Source organism: Streptomyces sp. MMBL 11-1 (genome assembly GCF_028622875.1).
Classification (GTDB): Bacteria; Actinomycetota; Actinomycetes; order Streptomycetales; family Streptomycetaceae; genus Streptomyces.
The window spans coordinates 756135-778079 of sequence record NZ_CP117709.1; the positions used below are offsets into that span (position 1 = coordinate 756135).

Sequence of the window (21945 nt, forward strand, 5' to 3'; positions counted from 1 at the left end):
TCTCAGCGGACGGGCGGGCGTCCCGGCGGGCGGGCGTCTCAGCGGACGGGCGGGATGGCGACGGCCATGGTGAACTCGGCCGGTTCGCCGCCCTCGTTGCGGTAGCCGTGCGGCACGTGCGCCTCGAAGGTGGCGGAGGTCCCGGCGGGGACGGGATGGGTGCGGCCGTCGACGACGAGGGCCAGTTCGCCCTCGGTCACATGGAGGAGTTCGACCGTGCCCTCGGGGTGCGGGTCGGAGGTGGTGCCCTCCCCCGGCATCAGCCGGCAGGCCCACAGTTCGAGCGGGCCTCGGGCCTCGGCGCCGACGAGCAGCGTGGTGGAACTGCCCGCGTCGGTGGACCACATGCGGACGGCCCGGCCCTCCGGGACCAGCCGGACCTGGGCGCCCTGCTCGTGATCGAGGAGGGTGGTGATGCTGACGCCGAGCGCGTCGGCCAGTTTGACCGTGGTGCCGACGCTCGGGTTCGTGCGCGCCTGCTCGATCTGGATGATCATCCCGCGGCTGACTCCGGCGCGGGCCGCGAGGGCGTCGAGGGTGAAGCCGCGCTCCCCCCGCCAGCGCTTGAGGTTGCGGGCCAGCGACTGGGTGAGCTGGTCGAGGTCGGACACGTACCGTCCCTGCGGTGGATGGCGGAGTGCGAGTGGCGGAGTGCCGCGTGCGGAGACGGCGGGCTGAGCACGGTGTGCTGAGTCGCGTACGGCGCGTGCCGGGTCAAGAATATTGCACTGCCGTGCGGTGCGGTCCCGGCTCCGCCCGGGCGTACCGCCGCCACCGCCTCACGGAGCTTCGCGTGCCCCGTCCAGCCCCCCGAGGGCCAGCAGTTGCTCGGGCGTGACGCCTTCGGGGATCGGCACGGGCGCGGGCGTGCGCAGCGGCGGCTGCCACCCCGCCTCCGGGTCCCAGCGGCGGACGACGCGGGCGGGCGCCCCCGCGACCACCGCGTGGTCGGGGACCTCGCCCCGGACGACCGCGCCCGCGGCGACCACCACGTTGCGGCCGAGCCGGGCCCCCGGCAGGATCACCGCGCCGGTGCCGATCCAGCAGCCGGGCCCGATCGCCACCGGTTCCATCCGGGGCCACTGTTTGCCCACGGGCTCGTGCGGGTCGTCGTAGCTGTGGTTGGTGGAGGTGATGTAGACGTACGGGCCGCAGTACGTGTCCGGGCCGATCGTCACCGTCGTGTCCGCGATCACATGGCTGCCGCGCCCCAGCACCACGCCGTCGCCCAGGGTGAGGACGGTGTCGGGACCGAGGTCCAGGTCCGGCATCATCCCGGCCGTGAGCGTGACCTGCTCGCCGATGACGCAGTGCGCGCCGAGCTCGATCCAGGGCTCCCCGAACACCGTCCCCTGCGGAAAGGCGAGCCGGGTCCCCGCGCCGATCGCGCCGAACCGCAGCCGCCCGGGATGCTCGGCGGTGACCGCGCCCGCCCGCTGCGCCCAGGCCCAGCCGCGGTGGACCGCGCGGGAGGCGGCACGGCGCGGCCAGCGGGCCAGGAAGGAGAACGTGTTTCGGTTCTTCGGCACACACTCACGGTAGTCGGCGGCGCGGTGGGCGATCCGTGCGATGACCTGTGATGTTCGCCCCACCGGGCGGTGTGCGCCGGGGGTCGTCCCCTACCGTGTGAGGCGGCCCGGTCCGGCGGATCCGATCGATGCGGCGGGAAGGCCCGGGAGCACCACACCGGCGCGAAGGAGCAGGCGATGGCGGAGCAGGCGTTGATCACGGGCATGGGCGGCAAGGAGCCGGACATCGACGTGGACGCGTTCGTGGCCCCGACCTCCGTGGTGATCGGCGAGGTGACGCTCGCCCCGGGCTCCAGCGTCTGGTACCAGGCCGTGCTGCGGGCCGACTGCGGTCCCATCACGCTCGGCCCCGACAGCAACATCCAGGACAACTGCAGCGTGCACACCGACCCCGGGTTCCCGCTCACCGTGGGCGCCCGGGTCTCGGTCGGCCACAACGCGGTGCTGCACGGCTGTGTGATCGAGGACGACGTGCTGGTGGGGATGGGCGCCACGGTGCTCAACGGGGCGCACATCGGGGCGGGTTCACTGGTCGCGGCGCAGGCCCTCGTGCCGCAGGGGATGCGGGTGCCGCCGGGCTCGCTCGTGGCGGGGGTGCCCGCGAAGGTGAAGCGGCCGCTGACCGCCGAGGAGCTGGAGGGCATCCGCTTCAACGCGGCCGGGTACGTGGAGCTGGCGAAGGCCCACCGCGAGGCGCACGGAGGCTGAGGCCCGGATTCGGCCGGCCGACGCACCCGGGCCGCTGTCCCTCCCCGAACCGGACGGGACAGCGGCCCGGGTGCGTACCGCGGTTCTCAGCTGTTGGGGCGCAGGGTCCAGACGACGGTCATCTCGCCGGTGACCGCGCCGTCGGCGCGCCGGATCTCGATGGCGACGGGGAATTCCGGCCGCTGACCGGCGTCCAGCTCGGCGACGACGTCGGCTATGGGGCGGCCGAGGGTCGCGGTCGCGGTGACCTCGCCCTTGGCGAGCTTCCTGTAGCCGATCTCGGCCTTCACGGCGAGCGGCACGGCGCGTGACATCTGGTCCCCGAAGGCGGCGATGACGATCGCGCCACTGGCGGACTCGGCGAGCGTGAACATCGCTCCGGCGTGGGGGCCGCCCAGGTGGTTGTGGTAGTCGGCCTGGTCGGGCAGCCGGACGACGGCGCGCTCCGGCGTCGTCTCCAGGAAGTCGAGGTTGAGGGTCCGGGCCATCGGGACCGTCGCGGCGAGCATCTCGCCCACGGTCATCTGTTCAGCGCTCATACCCGAAGGTTACTCACCAGTAGAACCGTTTGGCCATCCCCTTGTGACGGCTCTGGGACAGGGCGGCCGTAGAAGTGGCCGGGCGCCCCATCTATGGTTACTGGCCATGTGGCCAGGAACGCAGCCGCCCGGGGGCGAGCAGAACCCGCAGGACCAGAACCAGAACCCGTACCAGCAGCCGGGGTACCAGCAGCCGAATCCCTACCAGCAACCGGGATATCCGCCGCAGGGCCAGTCCGGGCAGCCCACGGAGCCGGGCTACGGATACCCGCAGGGCCCGCCCGGCGGGCAGCCGGGGTACCAGCAGCCCAATCCCTACCAGCAGCCGACGGTGCCGCAGTACGCCGTCCCGGGTCCGCCCGGCGGGCCCAAGCCCGGCGACGACAAGAAGAAGACGACGATCGTGGCGATCGTCGCGGCGACCGCGGTCGTGATCGCGGCGGGCGTCACCGGTTTCCTCGTGCTCGGCAAGGACGACGAGGGCGGCAAGTCCGTCGCCGGCGGCGGCGAGAAGTCCGCGTCGCCGAGCGCCAAGCCCAGCGAGACGGCCACCGGCTCCGCACCGCCCGTGGAGAACCCGCGGGGCTCCGAGAACGACCCCAAGCCGGTCGTGCCGGGCTGGAAGGTCGTCACCAACCCCAAGTGGGGCACGCAGTTCGACGTCCCCGGTGACTGGGAGGTCGCCAGTTCGGGCATGTTCTCCGGCTTCGAGGACGCCAAGGAGCCCACCGGTAAGCCGGTCGCCGGTTTCTCCGCACCCGCCTACTACAAGAGCAAGTGGTGCGTCGACGACTCCGACGGGGACGGCAGCGAGGAGGACACCGGGCTGGCCGGCGTCGGGACGAAGGGCGCCCAGGGCGCCAAGAACACCGACGAGGCCGCGACCAACGAGGCCGCCAACTGGGTGTGGGCCGCCTACGCCCAGCTGGACCCCAAGGACAAGGTCAAGATCGGCAAGCCCAAGGCGTACACCACCGAGTCGGGTCTGTCCGGCAGCGTCGTCCAGGCCACCGCGCTGGGCCTCGCCAACAAGGAGAAGTGCGACAGCGACGGGAAGTCGATCGCCTTCTCCTTCAAGAACTCCAAGGGCGACTTCTCGACCTGGGTCCTCTACGCCGCCGCCGGCGTCAAGGACGAGCTTCCCGACACCACCATCCAGAAGATCCTGAGCACGGTCCGCCTCTCCGGTCAGCCCACCGGCTGACCCGCGCGCCCGTACGTTCCCGCCCCCGAACCGCCCGACGGAGCCTCAGCCGACGCTGAAGGCTCCGTCGGGCGGTTCGGGCGAGGCGACCGCGTCCCCGTCCGCCACCGGGCGGGCCCCGCCGATGAACCGGGTCAGCGCGGGGCCGTGGGTGACCCGTGCGGGGAAGGCGTCGGCGGCGCAGGCGCGGACGAGCGGAGCCACGTCGAGGGGCGCGTACGAGGCGAGCAGGACGATGTTGCCGAAGCGCCGCCCGCGCAGCACGGCCGGTTCCCCGATCAGCGCGAGCTCCGGGAAGACCTCGGCGAAGTTCGCCAGCTGGGAGCGGAGGAAGGCGAACGGCGCGCTGTCGGCCAGGTTGGCGGCGTAGATCCCGTCCCCGCGCAGCGCCCGGCCGGCGGCCCGCGCGTACTCGACGGAGGTCAGGTGCGCCGGAACGCGGGAGCCGCCGAAGACGTCCGCGATCAGGAGGTCGGCGGAGCCGGGGGCCGTCGCCTCCAGCCACTCCCGGGCGTCGGCCGCGTGCAGCCGGACGCCGCTCCCGTCGGGCAGCGGCAGATGCTCCCGGACCAGCCGCAGCAGCCCCCGGTCCGTGTCGACGACGTCCTGCCGCGAGCCGGGGCGGGTCGCGACGACGTAGCGGGGCAGGGTCAGCGCCCCGCCGCCGAGGTGCAGGACGTCCAGGGGCGCGCCCGGTCCGGCCGCGCCGTCCACGACGTGGGCGAGCCTGCGTACGTACTCGAACTCCAGGTGGGACGGCTCGTCGAGGTCGACGTAGGACTGGGGCGCGTCGTCGACCGTCAGCAGCCAGGCCCGGTCGCGGTCCACGTCGGGCAGCAGCCGGGCGGTGCCGCAGTCGACCTCGCGGATGACGGGTATCGGCTCGTTCACGCCTCCATTGTCGCCTCCCGCGCCCCGCTGCCCGCCACCCCGGGAAGGGGGCGACGGGCGGCGGAGGTGCTCAGAGCAGCGCGGTGACCGTGCCCGCGCCGACCGTGCGGCCGCCCTCGCGGATCGCGAAGCCGAGACCGGACTCCAGTGGCACGTCACGGCCCAGCTCCACGGTCATCGTGACCGTGTCGCCGGGGCGCGCGACCGCCGGCTCTCCGAGGTCGACGTCGCCGACGACGTCCGCCGTACGGATGTAGAACTGCGGCCGGTAGCCGGTGGTCACCGGGGTCGACCGGCCGCCCTCCCTCGTCGACAGGACGTACACCTGGGCGGTGAACCGGCGGCTCGGCACCACACTGCCGGGCGCGGCCACGACGTGGCCGCGGCGGACCCGGTCGCGCTCCACCCCGCGCAGCAGCAGCGCGACGTTGTCCCCGGCCTCGGCGGACTCCATCGGCTTGCCGAAGGTCTCCAGACCGGTGACGACCGTCTCGATGTCCGCGCCCAGCACCGCGACCCGGTCGCCGACGCGGACGGTGCCGCGCTCGACGGCGCCGGTGACGACGGTGCCCCGGCCGGTGATGGTCAGGACGTTCTCGACGGACAGCAGGAACGGCGCGTCGGTGTAGCGCACCGGAATCGGTACGTACGTGTCGACGGCGTCCAGCAGCCCCTCGATCGCCGCCGTCCAGCGGGGGTCGCCCTCCAGCGCCCTGAGCCCGGAGACCCGGACCACGGGCACGGTGTCGCCGCCGTACCCGTGCGCGGAGAGCAGCTCGCGGACCTCCAGCTCGACCAGGTCGGTCAGCTCGGGGTCGCCCGCGTCCGCCTTGTTGAGGGCGACGACGATGTGGTCGACGCCCACTTGACGGGCCAGCAGGACGTGCTCGGCGGTCTGCGGCATGATCCCGTCGAGCGCGGAGACGACGAGGATCGCCCCGTCGAGCTGCGCCGCACCGGCAACCATGTTCTTGATGTAGTCGGCGTGACCGGGCATGTCGACGTGCGCGTAGTGGCGGGTGTCGGTCTCGTACTCGACGTGCGCGATGTTGATGGTGATGCCGCGCTGGGCCTCCTCGGGGGCCCGGTCGATCCGGTCGAAGGACACGTAGGAGGTGCCGCTCCCGCCGCGCTCGCTGAGGACTTTGGTGATGGCGGCGGTGAGGGTGGTCTTGCCGTGGTCGACGTGGCCCATGGTGCCGATGTTGAGGTGCGGCTTGGTGCGCACGTATGCCGTCTTGGACATGGCTCGATCCTTCTGAAGAACGCGAAGCTGCGAAGAGAAGACCCCAGGGCCCCGCCGACCCTCCCCTTACGGGGTCCGCCGGACTGTCGGGGGAGGGTCAGCTTCGGGCGCCGCCGATGGGTGCCGCGGCTGCGGTGGGCGCTGCGGCTGCGGTGAGCGCTGCCGCTTGCGCGGTGACGGCTGCTGCCACAAGGAGCGCCTCGTTCACGGCAGCCTTCGGCGCGTCCGCGACTGCGGACGGCGCTGCGGGGAAGGCGTACCGGAACATGCCCCCGATCATGGCCGGGCGGGGCGGTGCCGTCGAATGGTTTTCCCGGCCTTCGCGCGGCATTGCCTCCGCCTCAGAGGTTCTTGAGCGCCTCGCGCGCGGAGAGCGGCGACAGCCGGGTCCCGGGTCCGTGGACGAAGTCGCGTACGGCGGTGGGGTCGGTCCTGGCGTACTCCCGCAGGGCCCAGCCGATCGCCTTGCGGATGAAGAAGTCGGGGTGGTCCGCGCGGCGCAGGCAGTAGCCGAAGAGGCGGTCGGTGTCGGTGGCTTCCCGGTAGCGCAGCTGGTGCAGGAGGGCGGTCCTGGCCGCCCAGAGGCTGGGGTCGTCGATCCACCGGTCCATCTCCCGGGCGAGCGCCGGGTCGGCGGCGACCAGAGGTCCCGCGACATGTGCGGCCAGCAGGTCGACCGTGTCCCACCAGGGGACGGTCGTCACGAGGTGGTGCAGGACGGGCAGGAAGCCCGAGGTGCAGCGGCCCACGTACCGGCGCAGGTAGTCGGCGGCGAAATACTGGTACTCCCGCTCCGGCAGCCGCCAGCAGCGCAGCGCGATCGCCGTGCAGTCCGCCTCGTCCGGCCGCCCGGTGCCCGCCAGCACGGTCCGCGACAGGGCCCGGCGTTCGGGGGTGGGGATGCCGAGGAAGGGGGCGACGTGCTTCATGTACGCGGCGGCTCCCTCGGCCCGTACGGGGTCCGCGGCCGGGGCGTAGACGGCGACGAGCCGCTCCAGGACGGTGTCGGCGAGGGTGCTGTGCGGCGGGGAGGGGGTGTCGGCGGCGGCGTTCACGCGAGGCACATTACGGCGATCACACAGGGTTTTCGGTTACTCTCCCCGAATGTTCGACCCCGTCCCCGCCGCGCGGCCCGCCACCGGTCCCGCCCCGCGCCTCTCCAGGGCGCTGTTGTCGCCGTGGTCCCGGTTCTCGCTGCTCGTGGTCGTCCTGCTGGGCGCCGCGTCGACGATGCTGCTGTTCGAACCGCAGCGGCTGCTGGCGTCGGGCTGGCCTCCCCAGCTGACCGGGGGCACGGCCGCGATGCTCTTCGGGCTGGCGTACGGGGCGCTGACGGTGGCGTTCGTGCCGCGCCCGCTGCTCAACATCGCCGCGGGCGCGTTGTTCGGCGCGCAGACGGGCCTGGCGGCGGCGCTGGCGGGCACGGTGCTCGGCGCGGGTGTGTCGTTCATGCTGGGCCGGGTCCTGGGCCAGGACGCGCTGCGGACCCTGCTGCGCGGGCGGCTGCTCACCGCCGCGGACGGGGTGCTGAGCCGGCACGGCTTCCGGTCCGTCCTGGCGCTGCGGCTCTTTCCCGGGATCCCGTTCGCCGCCGCCAACTACTGCGCGGCGACCTCCCGGATGGGCGCTCCGCCGTTCCTTCTGGCCACCGGGCTCGGGTCGATCCCGAACACGGCGGCGTACGTGATAGCCGGCAGCGAGGCCGCGTCGCCGACCTCGCCGGTCTTCCTGGCGGCCATGGGCTTCATCGTGCTGTCCGCTCTCGGCGGGGCGCTGGTCGCCTGGCGCAAGCGCCACCGGATCGGCCGGGACACGCCGAAGGGCTGAGCGCACGACGGCACGTGGATGACCGGTGCAGTCGGCCTGACGTTCACCTTCGGGCGATACGCTGCCCGCGACCCCGATGTCCTCGTTGTCCTCGTTGTCCTCGACCTCACTCCGCACCCCGCACGCAGCCGACGGGCCCAGCCGTCCGTGGCCGATGCACGATCACCTCCGGGATGGCCAAAGCCCCATGAGCTGGTTCGAATCATTCGTCCTGGGACTCGTTCAGGGACTGACCGAGTTCCTGCCGATCTCCTCCAGCGCCCATCTGCGGCTGACCGCCGCGTTCGCCGGCTGGCACGACCCGGGGGCCGCCTTCACCGCCATCAGTCAGATCGGCACGGAGGCGGCGGTGCTCATCTACTTCCGCAAGGACATCGCCCGGATCCTGTCGGCCTGGTTCCGCTCGCTGACGGACCGTGCGATGCGCGGTGACCACGATGCCCAGATGGGCTGGCTGGTCATCGTCGGCTCGATCCCCATCGGCGTGCTGGGCCTCACGCTCAAGGACCAGATCGAGGGGCCGTTCCGCGATCTGCGGCTGATCGCGACGACGCTGATCGGCATGGGCATCGTGCTGGGCATCGCCGACCGGCTGGCCGCGCGCGACGAGTCGGGCGGTAAGCACCGTGTGGTGAAGGAGCGCAAGACGCTCAAGGAGCTGGGGGTCAGGGACGGTCTGATCTTCGGGTTCTGCCAGGCGATGGCTCTGGTCCCCGGGGTCTCCCGGTCGGGCGCGACGATCAGCGGTGGTCTGCTGATGGGCTACACCCGGGAGTCGGCCGCCCGCTACTCGTTCCTGCTGGCGATCCCCGCCGTGCTCGCCTCGGGCGCCTACGAGCTCAAGGACGTGGGCGAGGGGCATGTCTCCTGGGGCCCGACGATCTTCGCGACGCTGGTGGCCTTCTTCGTCGGCTACGCCGTCATCGCGTGGTTCATGAAGTTCATCACGACCAAGAGCTTCATGCCGTTCGTCATCTACCGCATCCTCCTCGGCGTCGTCCTCTTCGTTCTGATCTGGGCCGGGGTGCTCAGCCCGCACGCGGGTGAGTCGGCGGGCGTCACCCCGTAGGCGTGGTGCGCGTCCCGCCCGGGAGCAGCCGGGCGGGACGATCCAGCAGCGCAGCAGCCAGCAGCGCGGACAGATGTCCCCACCGTACGGCGGGGGTCTGACAACGCCGGGGGCTCAGGCCGCCGGACGTCAGCCCTGCCGGGGCGTCAGGCCTGCCGGGGCGTCAGGCCGGTGGCTGACAGAACCGCGTCGACCGTCCCGTCCACGGTCAGCTCCGCGCTGTCGATCCAGATCTTCTCGTCGGCCAGTTCGGTGCGCAGGACGTCGTCCAGCGGGGACCAGTCCGTCGTGAGCGTCTTGTCCCGGGCGAGGTTGCGCTCCATGGCCTTCGCGGCGCCCGGGGCCAGGACCACGCAGTGCAGCGGTACGCCGGTGAGCGTGGCACGGTAGAAGTCGAGGTGGGCGCGGCGCACGACGACGTCGTCGATGACCGGGAGGAAGCCCGCGGCGACGAAACTGCCCGCCAGCAGGCAGGCGTTGCGGGCCCGGAGGAAGATCTGCCGGTCCGCCTCCTCGTCCCGTTCGGGCGAGGGCCACCGGCCGCCGGAGACGATGAGTTCCTGGAGGGCGTCCACCTCGATGTGGGCGGAGGCGGTGAATCGGGCGGCGAGAGCCGCGGCCACCGTGCTCTTGCCGCTGCCGGGGATGCCGGTCAGCAGGACGGCGCCCGCCGCCGCCGGTCCGGTGTCCACCGGCACCTCTGTCCACGCCACGGCCGCTCTCCCTCGTTCAGTACACGTCACGCATATATCTGCGCTCCGAGGCTAGCTGCTTCACCTGGGCGGCCGCGGCGTCGGGATCGAGTCCCCCGTGGGCGACGGCGATGTCGCGCAGAGCCCGGTCGACGTCCTTGGCCATGCGGGAGGCGTCGCCGCAGACGTAGAGGTGGGCGCCGTCGCGGAGCCAGGACCAGAGCTGGGCTCCGTGCTCGCGCATGCGGTCCTGGACATAGATCTTGGCCCGCTGGTCGCGGGAGAAGGCGGTGTCCAGCCGGGTGAGGGTGCCCGAGCGGCGCAGCGCGTCGAGTTCGTCGCGGTAGTAGAAGTCCGTGGCCCGGTGCTGCTCGCCGAAGAACAGCCAGGTGGCACCGGAGTGACCGAGTGCCCGGCGTTCCTCCAGGAAACCCAGGAACGGGGCGACTCCCGTGCCGGGCCCGACCATGATCATCGGGGTGGCCGGGTCGGCGGGCGGGCGGAAGCGTTCGTTGCGCTGCACGAACACGGACAGGGGGCTGTCCGGTTCGGCGTCGGCGAGGAACGTGGAGGCGACGCCCTTGCGCGTCCGGCCGCGGTGGCTCTCGTAGCGGATCACGGAGACGGTCAGGCGTATCCGGTGGGGGTCCACGAGCGGGCTGGAGGCGATGGAGTACAGCCGGGGCCGGAGCGGGCCCAGCACCTCGGCCCATGCGGCGGCCGTGGCCCGTACCGGGTGTTCGGCGAGGACGTCGACGGCCTGCCTCCCCCAGACCCACCGGTCCCTCTCGCCCTTGTTGTCGGGGCGCAGCAGCTTCTTCAGGGACCGGTCCCCCGTGTGGTCGGCGACCAGGCGCAGCAGGTCCGGGGTGACGCGGGCGATGTCGAGGTGGCGGTGGAGTGCCTCGTCGAGGGCGACGGTGCCGTGCCCGGGGACGTCCACCTCGTCGGCGGGGTCGAGTCCGGTGACGGCGAGCCATTCGGCCACCAGGTCCGGCGAGTTGAGGGGCTGTATGCCCAGCGCGTCCCCGGCGGTGTACGTCAGGGGGGTGCCGGCGCCCCGCGTGTCGATCGTGAAGGCGCGGACCTCCTTCGTCGCGCCGGGCAGGTTCAGGAGGCGGTTCCCGGTGAGGAGGGCGGTGACGGGAGCGGATCTGGAGGGGCGGCCGGGCGCCGTCCCGGACGGCGACACCGTCACCGAGGCCGACGGTGTGGCCGGTGCCCGTGCCGCCGCCGTCCCTTCCGGTGTGGTCGTCTCCAGTGCGGCCCGGACCTCCTTGAGCCACTGCTCGAAGGGCAGTTCGTAGTCCGGTTCGCAGTCGGCGCGCGGGACCAGCCGTTCCGCGCCCAGTTCGCCGAAGCGTTCGTCCAGCCGGCGGCCGTGGCCGCAGAAGTCGTCGTAGCTGGAGTCGCCGAGCGCGAGTACGGCGTAGCGGACGTCCTCCAGGCGGGGGGTCCCGGGGGCGTTCAGCGACTCCCAGAAGCCCGAGCCGTTGTCGGGAGCCTCTCCGTCGCCGAAGGTGCTGCTGACGACGAGGAGGTCGGCCGGGCTCGGCAGGGCGTCGGGCGTCCCGTCGTCCATGCAGAGGAGCGTGGTGCGATACCCCTCGGCGGCCAGTGTCCGGGCGGCCGTCGCGGCGGCCTCCTCGGCGTTGCCGGTCTGCGAGGCCCACAGCACGACGACCGGCCGGCCCCGTCCCCCCGGGGCGCCCGTGGGCGCCGCGGGCTCGGGCGTCCCCGCGATCCGCGAGTACGTGCCGGCCAGCACTCCGTTGACCCACAGCGCGTGGTCCGGGTCGAACGGGGCGCCCGCCGGAAGCACCGGGGTGCCCTCCGGCCGGGAGCCGAGGCCCGCGAGGAGTCCGGCCAGATAGCGGCGTTCCGTCGCCGTGAGGACCGGCGGGGCGAGGTCCACCAGCCCCAGCGTGCCCGCCAGCTCCGAGACGTCCACCGGCCCCGGCCCGCCCGTCCGCCCCGACATGTCCACCGGTCCCGACGTGCCCAGGAGTCCTGCCGGGACCACCGGGCCCGACGCGCCCACGAGTGCGGACGGGACCACCGGGTCCGAGGCGTCCGCAGGACCGGGGCCATCGGTGGACGTGGGCCGCCGCGCCTCGGCGGGTTCGTGGCGCGGCGCGGGTGCGGCGACCTTCGCCAGCCGGACCGCGCACGCCTTCAGCTCGGGCTGGAACGAGATCGGGTCGACCGCGTCGTTGGTCACGGCGTTCACGCCGAGGTACTCGCCGAACAGGTCGTTCCAGTGGAACGGGGCGAAGCACTCCCCCGCCCGTACCCGGTCGGTGATCCGGGCCGGGAGCACCGCGCGGCCGCGCCGCGAGGCGACCTCGACGCCGTCGTCCTCGCCGATGCCGAGGGCGGCGGCGTCGTCGGGGTGGATCTCCACGAACGGGCCGGGGTCCAGACGGTTGAGCCGGTCGATCTTCGCGGTCTTGGTGAGGGTGTGCCACTGGTGCTGGAGCCGCCCGGTGTTGAGGAGGAACGGGAAGTTCTCGTCGGGTATCTCGGCCGGCGGCAGGTGCGGGCGGGCGTGGAAGACGGCCCGGCCGCTCGGCGTGGGGAAGGCGAGCCTCGGGACACTCCCGTCGGGCCGCACGGTCAGCTCCTGGCTGACGCCGTCGTTGAGGTAGCGCACGGGGTTGCGGGCGGGGCCGTCCACCGTGGCGCTGGGCCACTGCACGGGGGTGTCGCGCAGCCGCTCGTACGTCACTCCGCGCAGGTCGTAGCCGGTGCGCGGGTTCCAGGCCCGCGTTATCTCGGCGAAGATCTCCTCGGCGCTCGTGTAGCCGAAGGCGTCCTCGTACCCCATGGCGCAGGCCACCGCCGCGATGACACGCCAGTCCGGCCAGGCCTCTCCCGGCGGGTCGGTGACGCGGCGGGAGAGGGTGAGGGTGCGCTCCGAGTTGATCATCACGCCCTCGGACTCGGCCCAGAGCGCGGCGGGCAGGACGATGTCGGCGTACGCGTTGGTCTCGGTGCCGGCGAACACGTCCTGGGTGACGACGAATTCGGCGGCCTCCAGGCCCTCGATGACGGTCCGGCGGTTGGCCACCGAGGCGACCGGGTTGGTGCAGATGATCCAGCAGGCCTTGATCTCCCCCTCGGCCATGCGCCGGAACATGTCGACGGTGCCGCTGCCCGAGCCGTCCGCACGCAGGGTGCCGGGCGGCACGCCCCACAGCTCCTCGGTGAAGGCGCGTTCCTCGTCGACCAGGACCGATCGCTGGCCGGGCAGCCCGGGGCCCATGTAACCCATTTCGCGCCCGCCCATGGCGTTGGGCTGGCCGGTGAGCGAGAACGGGCCGCTGCCGGGGCGGCAGATCGCTCCGGTCGCCAGGTGCAGGTTGACGATCGCGTTGGTGTTCCAGGTGCCGTGGGTGGACTGGTTGAGGCCCATCGTCCAGCAGCTCATCCAGGCGCCCGCCTCGCCGATCCAGCGGGCCGCCCGCCGGATGTCGTCCTCGTCGATGCCGGTGATCTCCGCCACGGCGGCGGGCGGGTAGTCGCGGAGGAAGGCGGGCATCGCCTCCCAGCCCTCGGTGTGCTCGGCCATGAACGCGGGGTCGGTGTGCCCGTTCTCGACGAGGAGGTGCAGCAGACCGTTGAGGAGGGCCAGGTCGGTGCCGGGCCGGATCCGGAGGTACAGGTCGGCCTTGGCGGCGGTGGCGTTGCGCCGGGGGTCGACGACGATCAGCTTCGCGCCCGCCTTGACGCGCTCCATCATCCGCAGGAAGAGGATCGGGTGGCAGTCGGCCATATTGGCGCCGGTGACGAGGAAGACGTCGGCGTGGGCGAAGTCCTCGTAGGAGCCGGGCGGCCCGTCCGCGCCGAGGGACAGCTTGTAGCCGCTTCCCGCACTCGCCATGCAGAGCCGGGAGTTGGACTCGATGGTGTTGGTCCCGATGAAGCCCTTGGCCAGCTTGTTGGCGAGATACTGCGCCTCCAGCGTCATCTGGCCGGAGACGTAGAAGGCCACCGCGTCCGGGCCATGGGTGTCCAGCACGGACCGCAGCCGGCGCGCCGTCTCCGCGATGGCGGCGTCCCGGCCGAGTTGGGCGGGCTGCTCGCTGCGGTCGCGGCGGACCAGGGCGGTGGTCAGCCGTCCGGGGGCGGCGAGGAGGTCCGCTCCGGTCACGCCCTTGGTGCACAGCCGGCCGGCGTTCGACGGGTGTTCCTTGTCGCCCGAGGCCTTCACCACGGTGCGGCGGCCGTCGGGGCCGGCGGCGATGTCGAGGACGATCCCGCAGCCGACACCGCAGTACGAGCAGACCGTACGCACCCGGTCGGTGGCGGGAGCGTCCGGCGGCTGGGTCGGCACGGTCATGGGGACCCTTCGGGGGCGGACGTTCCCGGAGGAACGCGGTGCGGGCGGCGGTCGCCCTGATTCTAGGAACGGTCCGTTACCCGGGGATGACACATGGCGAACAACGGCGGTTACGTCGACTGCACACCGCCCCGGGGCCGCCGGTGAGGCCCGCACGGTGGCGGGCGGTGCGGGGCCGCGGTCTGCGGCGCCGCCCGGGACCGCGCGGGAACTTCTCCGCCGGGGCGGCCGACTACTGGAAGGACGCCGGGCGCGGGAGGCCCTCCGGTGGCGGAAGCGGCGGCCGGTGACGTGTCACGGCCGCCGGGCGACGGCAGCAGGACACCCACGGGGCCCCCGGGCCCGGGAGGAGGCCGCGAGGCATGCACTGGTACGAGGACGACGCGCTCTGGTCCGATTTCGCCCCGACGATGTTCCCCGCGGCGCGGGCCGAGTCCGCCGCCGCCCTGGTCGCGTCCTCCCCCCTGCTGGACTTCCCACCGGGGGCGAGAGTCCTGGACCTCTGCTGCGGGCCGGGGCTCTTCGTGGTGCCGCTGGCGGGGCGCGGGTACGAGGTGACGGGGGTCGATCTGTCGCCCTCGATGCTGGGGAGCGCCCGGGCCGCCTGCGACGCGGCGGGCGCCAAGGTCCGGCTGGAGCGTGCCGACATGCTGACGTTCCGGGAGCCGGGCGCCTTCGACGTGGTGCTGAACGTCTTCACCTCGTTCGGCTACTTCGACGAGGCCGAGGACAACCTCCGGGTGCTGCGCAACGCGCACGAGAGCCTCGCGCCGGGCGGGCAGCTCCTGGTGGACGTGATGGGCAAGGAGGTGCTGGCGGGCTGGATCGGGCGGCCGAAGGCGGTCGACCTGCCCGACGGCGCCTACGTCGTCCAGCGCGACACCGTGCTCGACAGCTGGCGTCGACTGCGCACGGACTGGACGCTGGTGCGCGGCACGACGGCGCGAACGGCGTCCATCACCTCCTGGCTCTACTCGGCGGCCGAGCTGCACGCCCTCTTCGAGAGCGCGGGCTTCACCGACGTGGAGTGCTTCGGCGGGTTCGACGCGTCCGGCTACGACCAGCGCTCGGACCGGCTGATCGTGCGCGGGCGGCGCGCGTGAGGGCCGGGGCGGACGCCCGGCCGCGCACCGCCGGACCGGACACGGTCCCCCGCGCACCCGCCGGGACGGACACCCGGCCGCTCCCGGCCGTCGCGAGGGTCCACGAGCACATCACCGACGCGGTGAAGGCCCCCGACCTGATCCGGCTGACCGGCGACGTCGTCCTCGCCCGCTTCGAGACGATGAAGGTGTACGCGGCGCTCGGCGCGGTCCGCTCGCTGCTGCGCCGGGGCCGGGTGGCCCCCGGGCAGACCCTGGTCGACAGCTCCAGCGGGATCTACGCGCTGGCGCTCGCCATGGCCTGCCACCGTTACGGGCTGCGCTGCCACATCGTGGCCTCCACCACCGTGGACGCCACCATGCGGGCGCAGTTGGAGATCCTCGGTGCGACGGTCGACGCGATGCCGCCCTCGCAGAGTCTGCGCCTGGACCAGGAGTCGCGGGTGCGCCATGTGCGCCGGCTGCTGGCGGAGCGGCCGGACTTCCACTGGATGCGGCAGTATCACGACCAGGTCCACCACGAGGGCTACCGGGAGTTCGCCGAGCTGCTCACCGGGGCGTTGCCCGAGGGCCCGCTGACCGTGGTCGGCGCGGTGGGCACGGGTGCGTCGACCGGTGGGCTGGCCCGCGCGCTGCGGGAGTCGGGGCGGTCGGTGCGGCTGGTGGGCATCCAGCCGTTCGGCAGTGTGACGTTCGGGAGCGAGCGGTTCGAGGACCCGGAGGCGATCATCGCGGGCATCGGCAGCTCGATACCGTTCGGGAACGTCCGCCACGAGCTGTACGACACCGTCCACTGGCTGGACTTCCGCCACGCGATGGCGGGTGCGGTCGGACTGCTGCGGGAGCACGCGGTGTTCGCGGGGCTGTCCACCGGGGCGGCCCATCTGGCGGCGTCCTGGGAGGCGGCCCGCGATCCCGGGCGGCTGCATCTGGTGCTGGGCGCCGACACCGGGCACCGGTACGCGGAAAGGGTGTTCGCCCGGCATGCCGAGGCCCTGGACCCGGCCGGGCTGCGTCCCCGGACCATCGGGTCACCGGCCGAGCTGCGGCCGCCGTGGTCGGTGATGGAGTGGGCCGGTCGCGCCGCTCCGGAGGCCGCCAGGACCACCGAGGGCGACGCCCCCTCCCCCGTACCGACCGTGGAGCTGCTGCCATGACCATCGCCGCACTGGAGTCCCTGTCCTTCGGCCTGGGCCGGATGGTGGAGGCCGCCGCCGGAGCGGGGCACCGGCTGTGCCTGCTGACCGGCGACCGTTCCGTCTACCGGCACGAGCTGGCGGTGCTGCCCCCGGACGCGCTGGACGTCGTGGACGTCGACACGAAGGACGCGGAGGCGACCCGTCGGGCCCTGGCCGCCGTGCCCGGCCTGGCCGGACTGATCAACACGACGGACACCTGGAGCGTGCCGGCCGCCGAACTGGCCGCCGGACTGGGGCTCCCGGGCGCGGATCCCGGAGCCGTACGGCTGCTGCGGGACAAGCGCCGGGTGCGGGAGACGCTGTACGCGCACGGGCTGAGCCGGGGTACGGCCGTTTCCGTCCCGCCGGGTCCCGAAGGCGCCGGGGAGGTGCTGCGGGCCGTGGGGCTGCCCGCGGTCCTGAAGGACTCGGCGGGCACATCCTCGCGCTCCGTGTGGATCGTGCACGACGAGGAGGCCCTGCACCGGGCGCTGGCGGAGGCGGGCGAACAGCGCCTGGCCGGCGACCTGTTCGCCGAGGCGTTCCTCGCCGGCCCGCTGTACAGCGCGGAGACCGTCGGCTGGGACGGGACCACCCGGCTGCTCGGGGTGCTGAGCCGCCAGACGTCCCGGGCGGCGGTGGTACGGGAGGAGGCTGCGGCGTTCCCGGTGGCGCTGCCGGAGGAGGACCGGGCCGGGATCGAGGCGTGGGTGGGCCGAGTCCTCGCGGCGGCGGGGCACACCCGCGGCTTCGCCCATGTGGAGTTCGTCCTGACGGCCGACGGGCCCGAGCTGGTGGAGATCAACCGCAGGATCGGCGGCGCGCTGGTCGGCGAGGTGCTGTGCCGGACGCTGCGGACCAACGTCTACACGGCCATGATGGACGAGGCGCTCGGCCGCCGTCCGGCGCTGCTGGAGGCCCCGCTCGACGCCACGGGGCCCGCGTACGGCTTCGTCCTTATCTACGCGGAGCGGCCCGGGGTGCTGAAGGGCTGGCACGGCCTCGACGAACTCGGGGCGTTCCCCGGGGCGGTGGAGTGGTTCCCGGTCCGCGAGCCCGGCGAGAGCGTGATCCACGTCGGCGACCAGCGGGGCTGCACGGGCATGGTGCTGGCCGAGGCGCGGACGGCGGAGCTGGCCCAGCACCGGGCGTGGAGCGCGGCCGTCCGGGTCCGCCCGGTCGTCGCCGGGGCGCCGTGAGCCCGGGGAGGTGAGCCTCCGGCGGACGGACGGGGCTCCGGGGGCCGGCGCGGACCGCGGGCGGCCCGCCCCCGGGCGGAGGGGGCGGGCCCGGCGCGGGACTGCCCCTCGGCGGGCGGGGCGCCCGCCGCTCACCGGGCCCCAGCGGTTCCTGCTGGGGGGCTCGTTCCTGATCACGCTGGGCAGCTTCGCCGTGCTGCCCTACATGTCGGTGCTGCTGCACCAGCGGCTCGGCCTCGGGCTCGGCACGGTCGGCTTCGTGCTGGCCGTCGCGTCGCTGATCCAGTTCGCCGGGGGCGTGGTGGCGGGGCCCGTGGCCGGGCGGATCGGGCTGCGGCGCGCGATGCTGCTGGCGCTGGGACTGCGTACGGCGGGTTTCGCCGCTCTGGTCCCCGGGCTGACCAGTCCGGTCCTCGCGGTCGGGGCGCTGCTGCTGGTGTCGGCGGGCGCGGCGCTGTATCTCCCGGCGAACAAGGCGTACCTCGTGGAGGGGGCGTCGCAGGCGCAGCGCCCCCGGCTGCTGTCGGCGAGCGGTTCGGCGTTCAACGCGGGGATGGCCCTGGGCCCTCCGGCCGCCGCGCCGCTCGTCATGGGCTCCCCCGGTGTGCTGTTCTCCGGCGTCACCGTACTGTTCGCGCTCGTGGGCGCCGGGCACGCGCTGCTGCCGGCGGGCGCGGCGGACCGGCCCGCCGACGGGTCCTCCGCCGCGCCCGCCGCCGACCGGGCCCCGGAGTCCGGCGCACCGCGCTCCGGGCCCTCACCGTTCGTGGTGACCGTGCTGAGCGTGTACGCGTTCATGTTCTTCCAGCACTATCTGGCGCTGTACGCGGTCCCCCGGACATCGGCGGCCTTCTACGGGGCCGTGCTGACGGGGTACGCGGCCCTTCTCGTCGTCGCGCAGCCGCTGCTGGCGGAACGGGTCGCCGCACTGGGCTACCCGGCCGCGCTGCGGTGGGGTTTCGGTGCGATGGCCGCGGGCATGGCGGCGATCGGGGCCGGGGGGCACGCGGGGATCGTGGTGGGCGGGGCGCTGCTGTGTCTCGGGGAGATCGTGCTCTTCCTCAAGAACGACCTGGAGGCGCTGGCCCGTTCGTCGGCCGCCCCGGCGAGCGTGTTCGGGCGTCAGCGGCTGGCGGCGGGCATCGGCGCGTTCGCCAGCGGGGTGGTGGGCGGGCAGTTGTACGGGGCGGCCGAGTCGGCGGGCTCGGCTCGGGGGTTCTGGGCGGCGGTCTGCCTCCAGTGCCTGCTGCTGCCGGTGTTCCTGCTCCGCCGACGGCGCACCGCCCGGGACCCGGAGGGATCGCGGGCGGGCGTCGGTTAGGGCGTCTCGTCGGGATCAACCGAAGGCTCGCGGCATGGTCCCTCCGGAGGAAGGCCGATCAGGCCGATGCGGGGAGCGGGCCCCGGTGGACGTCGGCCTGTTCCGCGCGCCACTGCCCGGCGAGTTCGCGGCGGGCGCGGGCCACGCGGGAGCGCACCGTGCCGATCGGGCAGCCCGCGGCGTCCGCCGCCTCCTCGTAGGAGACTCCGAGCAGTTGAGTGAGGACAAAGGCCTGGCGGCGCGCCGGGTCCAGTCGGCGCAGGGCGTCCAGCACCGCGACGGACTCCTCGAACCCGGGCAGCTGACGGGGCTGGGCTCGTTCCGCGGCGGTCTGCCAGTCCGCGGTGTCGGCGGTCCGGGGGCGTACGGCGGCGGCGCGGTGCCGGTCGATGACGACGCGCCGCGCGATCGACATCAGCCAGGTCCTGGCGCAGGAACGCCCCGCGAACCGGGCCAGGCCGCTCATCGCCCGGAGGTAGGTCTCCTGAGCCAGGTCGTCGGCCCCCGGGACGTCGGAGCTGAGATAGGCGACGAATCTGCGGACGTCCTCGTAGGTCGCCCGGACGAAGCGGTCGGCGGCCTCCCTGTCCCCACCGCCCGCGGCCAGCGCCCAGTCGGTGATCTGCCCGTCGTTCTGCCGGGCGGCCGGGACGCGGGGTTGGGGCGGGCGGGTGGCGGACACCCGGATGGCCGGGGGCCGGGAGGCGGGCGCCCGCACGGGCGGCGGGACGGCCGGCGGCGGGGCGGCCGGTCGTGCGGTGGTGGGGCGCGCGGTGATGGGTAGCGGGGCGGCCGGTCGTGCGGCGGTGGGTGGCGCGGTAGTGGGGCGTGCGGCGGTGGGTGGCGCGGTAGTGGGTGGCGCAGCTGTGGGGCGCGCGGCGGTGGGTCGCGCGGGAGCAGGAAGTGTCACGGCAGTCCTTCGCGTCCTTGCGGAGCCGCGCAGCGGTCGCCCGGCTCCGGTGACCGGTCCCGGGCCCCCGTGAGGGCGACCCGGAGCACCGGCATGCCTGTCACGGGTGTGCGCGGGGCGCACACCCGTACCGCCCCCGGCGCGTCGCGGCCGAAGGGCGGATGGAGGTCAGAGGATGCGGAGGGAGAGCGGGGGCCCGCGCCGGGAGATGGCGTGCAGGGCGAGGGGGTCCCGGGGGCCGCGGAGGGGGCGGCGGCGGACGCGCCGCCGGACGGGCGGCGCGGGCGCGGGCGGCGTCGCGGACCACAGCCGCCAGGCCGTGCGCAGCGGGGCGCGGACGAACAGCACCAGGCAGCGGCCCAGCCGGGCGAGGGCGACCTCGCCGCGCCACAGCCACCAGCCGCAGACCAGCCCGGCCACCGCGTGGGCGGCGGCCATGCCGAGGGTGAACACCGCCCCGTCGAAAGCGGCCAGAACCCCCATCAGGTCCGAGGAGCCGCCGATCGGGACCTCGTGCGCGGAGTGCTTCATCGCGCCCGACGCAAGGCGCCCGGTGCCCGAGTGGTGCGCGCCGAAGCCGGCCGGCGACCAGGACCCGGCGAAGGCGAAGAAGGCGTGCAGCCCCAACTGGCCCAGGACATGGGCCGTCACGGTCGCCGGAGCGCCGCGCTCCCGCGCGGCGAGCCACCACCCCGCCCCGCACACCGGCAGCAGCGCGGCGGCCTGGACGAGCAGAGGCAGGGGCGCGCCGGACATCAGCGCGTGGCCGAGTCCGGACACGGCGACGCACACCACCGCGAACAACGCGGTGCGTCCGAGTCGGAGTGCGGTTCCGGCCCCCATGGCAACCATCGTGCCAGTCGCACCCGCCCAGGAGAGAAGGGCACCAGATGCCGAAACAACGGGAGTTCGCCTCGTTTGCCCCATCGACAGCGTCATGTGATCCATGTCACATGGACATGTCGGGAACTTTTCCCTCGCCACGCCCGACTGCTCCAACAACGCGCCTGCGTACGCCTCGTGGCCCGGGGCCGCCGCATCCGCCCCCGCCAGCCGATGCCCCCGCCCCGAAGAGGCCGCATGACGAACCCACCCCCCACCCCCGACCCGGCAGCGGCCACCGAAACGCCCCTAGGCGCCGTGCCGACCGCCGGAACCGGACCTGAAGCCGAGGCCACCGCCGCCGGCAGCGCCGCGCCGGACGACGGCCACGTCCCCGCCCCCCGGCGGCAGGGAGAGCCGAGACGGCCGACGCTCCGCTCCGACCTGCGGGCCTCGTGGCCCGACGGCCTGGTGGCGCTCCTCGTCACCGCGGCGATCTTCGTCCTGCTCTACATACGCATCCGCAACAAGACCTCGTCCACGGTCACCGTGATGCCGTTCATGGCCGACGCGGGCGGCTTCTGGATGTACTTCCTCAGCCAGGCCTTCGGCTGGTCCGCGCTGCTCTGGGCCTGGGGAACCGTCATCCTCGGGCTGATGCTGTCCGGCCCCCGGCCGGGCCGCCTGCCGCTTTCGGGCTCCCGGCTGGAACGCCTGCACCGCACCACGAGCCTCAACACCATCGCCCTGATCGTGGCCCACGCCCTGCTGTTCGGGGCCGAGCTGGTCCGGCACGACACCGCGTCCTGGAACTCCGCGGTCGCCACCGCCTTCGTGGAGGCCTTCGTCCCCGGCGGCTACGACTCGGGGACCGGCCGGATCGCCATCCCCATCGGCCAGGCGGCCCTGTACCTCGCGCTCCCCCTCGGCCTGCTCTTCTACGTACGCCACCGCATCGGCCCCAAGACCTGGCGGGTCCTGCACCGCTGCGTGATCGTCGTCTACGTCCTCAGCGTCTGGCACACCCTGCTGTACGGAACCAACGTCTGGTACGACGGCTGGTTCCGCACCAGTGTCTGGCTGCTCCAGCTCCCGATCGCCGCGCTGCTTCTCCTGCGTCTGACGCGGCCCGCCCGCCGGTCCGAGAAGCTGCCCGGCCGGCCCGGAACGACCACCGGTGCCCGCACCGGGTGGGCCCTGCGGGTCGGCGGCAGACTCTCCGTGGTGGCGGTTCTGGCGGCCCTGATCGCCGTCGTGGCCAGTGGCAGCGACGGTGGGCGCAGCACAGCCCCCGAGGACACCTCCTCCACCCACAACCATGACTGAGAGGCTGCCCGCCACCGCGGGTGCGCGTCGCCCGCCACC

At 73.7% G+C, this 21945-nt stretch carries 19 protein-coding genes; 9 read left to right on the forward strand and 10 right to left on the reverse strand.

All coding sequences use genetic code 11. The annotated features are described in order from the left end of the window. Positions 1 to 38: 38 nt before the first annotated feature. Positions 39 to 611 (reverse strand): helix-turn-helix domain-containing protein, encoded by a 573-nt coding sequence (locus tag PSQ21_RS03155; protein WP_274028867.1) that lies wholly within the window; start codon positions 609 to 611, stop codon positions 39 to 41. 168 nt (positions 612 to 779) lie between these two features. Next, complete coding sequence (locus PSQ21_RS03160; RefSeq protein WP_274028868.1) at positions 780 to 1529, reverse strand: acyltransferase; 750 nt, start codon at positions 1527 to 1529, stop codon at positions 780 to 782. Between the two features lie 177 nt (positions 1530 to 1706). Between PSQ21_RS03160 and PSQ21_RS03165 the strand changes: the two genes are divergently transcribed. Further along, on the forward strand, positions 1707 to 2237 hold the full coding sequence (locus PSQ21_RS03165; protein WP_007453770.1) for a gamma carbonic anhydrase family protein: 531 nt from the start codon (positions 1707 to 1709) through the stop codon (positions 2235 to 2237). Between the two features lie 86 nt (positions 2238 to 2323). Here the strand turns inward: PSQ21_RS03165 and PSQ21_RS03170 are convergent, their stop codons facing one another. After that, complete coding sequence (locus tag PSQ21_RS03170) at positions 2324 to 2761, reverse strand: DUF4442 domain-containing protein (protein ID WP_274035629.1); 438 nt, start codon at positions 2759 to 2761, stop codon at positions 2324 to 2326. Positions 2762 to 2882: 121 nt separating this feature from the next. Here PSQ21_RS03170 and PSQ21_RS03175 point away from each other — a divergent pair, with 121 nt between their 5' ends. Next, the gene (locus PSQ21_RS03175) at positions 2883 to 3980 is read left to right on the forward strand and encodes a hypothetical protein (protein ID WP_274028869.1); all 1098 of its coding nucleotides are present in this window, start codon (positions 2883 to 2885) and stop codon (positions 3978 to 3980) included. A gap of 45 nt (positions 3981 to 4025) precedes the next feature. On the opposite strand, the gene PSQ21_RS03180 is transcribed toward PSQ21_RS03175, so the two are convergent. From PSQ21_RS03180 to PSQ21_RS03190, 3 genes are all read right to left on the reverse strand, one after another. Beyond that, the gene (locus tag PSQ21_RS03180; protein WP_274028870.1) at positions 4026 to 4871 is read right to left on the reverse strand and encodes a spermidine synthase; all 846 of its coding nucleotides are present in this window, start codon (positions 4869 to 4871) and stop codon (positions 4026 to 4028) included. A gap of 70 nt (positions 4872 to 4941) precedes the next feature. Beyond that, positions 4942 to 6117, reverse strand: coding sequence for an elongation factor Tu (tuf, locus tag PSQ21_RS03185; RefSeq protein ID WP_274028871.1), 1176 nt, complete (start codon positions 6115 to 6117; stop codon positions 4942 to 4944). A gap of 341 nt (positions 6118 to 6458) precedes the next feature. After that, the gene (locus tag PSQ21_RS03190; RefSeq protein ID WP_274028872.1) at positions 6459 to 7172 is read right to left on the reverse strand and encodes a DNA alkylation repair protein; all 714 of its coding nucleotides are present in this window, start codon (positions 7170 to 7172) and stop codon (positions 6459 to 6461) included. Between the two features lie 49 nt (positions 7173 to 7221). Between PSQ21_RS03190 and PSQ21_RS03195 the strand changes: the two genes are divergently transcribed. Together PSQ21_RS03195 and PSQ21_RS03200 are read left to right on the forward strand one after the other, a co-directional pair. Continuing rightward, a complete protein-coding gene (locus PSQ21_RS03195) occupies positions 7222 to 7944 on the forward strand; it encodes a TVP38/TMEM64 family protein (protein ID WP_274028873.1) in 723 nt (240 codons plus the stop codon). A 187-nt stretch (positions 7945 to 8131) separates the two neighbouring features. Continuing rightward, positions 8132 to 9013 carry an undecaprenyl-diphosphate phosphatase gene (locus tag PSQ21_RS03200; RefSeq protein ID WP_274028874.1) on the forward strand — a complete coding sequence of 294 codons (882 nt, stop codon included), beginning with the start codon at positions 8132 to 8134 and terminating at the stop codon, positions 9011 to 9013. A gap of 146 nt (positions 9014 to 9159) precedes the next feature. Here PSQ21_RS03200 and PSQ21_RS03205 read toward each other — a convergent pair whose 3' ends face one another. Then, on the reverse strand, positions 9160 to 9726 hold the full coding sequence (locus PSQ21_RS03205) for an AAA family ATPase (RefSeq protein ID WP_274028875.1): 567 nt from the start codon (positions 9724 to 9726) through the stop codon (positions 9160 to 9162). 16 nt (positions 9727 to 9742) lie between these two features. Next, positions 9743 to 14047 (reverse strand): bifunctional nitrate reductase/sulfite reductase flavoprotein subunit alpha, encoded by a 4305-nt coding sequence (locus PSQ21_RS03210; protein WP_274028876.1) that lies wholly within the window; start codon positions 14045 to 14047, stop codon positions 9743 to 9745. A 362-nt stretch (positions 14048 to 14409) separates the two neighbouring features. Here PSQ21_RS03210 and PSQ21_RS03215 point away from each other — a divergent pair, with 362 nt between their 5' ends. From PSQ21_RS03215 to PSQ21_RS03230, 4 genes are read left to right on the forward strand one after another with little or no spacing between them, the layout of a single operon-like run. Then, positions 14410 to 15150 carry a class I SAM-dependent methyltransferase gene (locus PSQ21_RS03215; RefSeq protein ID WP_274028877.1) on the forward strand — a complete coding sequence of 247 codons (741 nt, stop codon included), beginning with the start codon at positions 14410 to 14412 and terminating at the stop codon, positions 15148 to 15150. Then, positions 15147 to 16307: a pyridoxal-phosphate dependent enzyme gene (locus tag PSQ21_RS03220; protein WP_274028878.1), complete on the forward strand. Its 1161-nt coding sequence runs from the start codon at positions 15147 to 15149 to the stop codon at positions 16305 to 16307. The genes PSQ21_RS03215 and PSQ21_RS03220 overlap by 4 nt, the downstream gene beginning before the upstream one ends. Continuing rightward, positions 16304 to 17527, forward strand: coding sequence for an ATP-grasp domain-containing protein (locus PSQ21_RS03225; RefSeq protein WP_274028879.1), 1224 nt, complete (start codon positions 16304 to 16306; stop codon positions 17525 to 17527). Before PSQ21_RS03220 ends, PSQ21_RS03225 begins: the two co-directional genes overlap by 4 nt. Positions 17528 to 17537: 10 nt before the next feature. Further along, the gene (locus PSQ21_RS03230; RefSeq protein WP_274028880.1) at positions 17538 to 18848 is read left to right on the forward strand and encodes an MFS transporter; all 1311 of its coding nucleotides are present in this window, start codon (positions 17538 to 17540) and stop codon (positions 18846 to 18848) included. Between the two features lie 58 nt (positions 18849 to 18906). Here the strand turns inward: PSQ21_RS03230 and PSQ21_RS03235 are convergent, their stop codons facing one another. Continuing rightward, complete coding sequence (locus PSQ21_RS03235; RefSeq protein ID WP_274028881.1) at positions 18907 to 19530, reverse strand: sigma-70 family RNA polymerase sigma factor; 624 nt, start codon at positions 19528 to 19530, stop codon at positions 18907 to 18909. Between the two features lie 396 nt (positions 19531 to 19926). Further along, positions 19927 to 20601, reverse strand: a complete 675-nt coding sequence (locus tag PSQ21_RS03240) for a hypothetical protein (protein ID WP_274028882.1) — start codon at positions 20599 to 20601, stop codon at positions 19927 to 19929. A 237-nt stretch (positions 20602 to 20838) separates the two neighbouring features. On the opposite strand from PSQ21_RS03240, the gene PSQ21_RS03245 reads away from it, so the two are divergent. Beyond that, positions 20839 to 21906 (forward strand): ferric reductase-like transmembrane domain-containing protein, encoded by a 1068-nt coding sequence (locus PSQ21_RS03245; protein ID WP_274028883.1) that lies wholly within the window; start codon positions 20839 to 20841, stop codon positions 21904 to 21906. Positions 21907 to 21945: the final 39 nt, after the last annotated feature.

What these genes read in the sequence shown, in the direction of transcription:
- PSQ21_RS03165 (WP_007453770.1), top strand. Translation starts at nt 1,707, where the DNA reads ATGGCGGAGCAGGCGTTGATCACGGGCATGGGCGGCAAGGAGCCGGAC.
- PSQ21_RS03170 (WP_274035629.1), bottom strand. Translation starts at nt 2,761, where the DNA reads ATGACCGTGGGCGAGATGCTCGCCGCGACGGTCCCGATGGCCCGGACC.
- PSQ21_RS03175 (WP_274028869.1), top strand. Translation starts at nt 2,883, where the DNA reads ATGTGGCCAGGAACGCAGCCGCCCGGGGGCGAGCAGAACCCGCAGGAC.
- tuf (WP_274028871.1), bottom strand. Translation starts at nt 6,117, where the DNA reads ATGTCCAAGACGGCATACGTGCGCACCAAGCCGCACCTCAACATCGGC.
- PSQ21_RS03195 (WP_274028873.1), top strand. Translation starts at nt 7,222, where the DNA reads ATGTTCGACCCCGTCCCCGCCGCGCGGCCCGCCACCGGTCCCGCCCCG.
- PSQ21_RS03200 (WP_274028874.1), top strand. Translation starts at nt 8,132, where the DNA reads ATGAGCTGGTTCGAATCATTCGTCCTGGGACTCGTTCAGGGACTGACC.
- PSQ21_RS03210 (WP_274028876.1), bottom strand. Translation starts at nt 14,047, where the DNA reads ATGACCGTGCCGACCCAGCCGCCGGACGCTCCCGCCACCGACCGGGTG.
- PSQ21_RS03215 (WP_274028877.1), top strand. Translation starts at nt 14,410, where the DNA reads ATGCACTGGTACGAGGACGACGCGCTCTGGTCCGATTTCGCCCCGACG.
- PSQ21_RS03225 (WP_274028879.1), top strand. Translation starts at nt 16,304, where the DNA reads ATGACCATCGCCGCACTGGAGTCCCTGTCCTTCGGCCTGGGCCGGATG.
- PSQ21_RS03240 (WP_274028882.1), bottom strand. Translation starts at nt 20,601, where the DNA reads ATGGGGGCCGGAACCGCACTCCGACTCGGACGCACCGCGTTGTTCGCG.
- PSQ21_RS03245 (WP_274028883.1), top strand. Translation starts at nt 20,839, where the DNA reads ATGACGAACCCACCCCCCACCCCCGACCCGGCAGCGGCCACCGAAACG.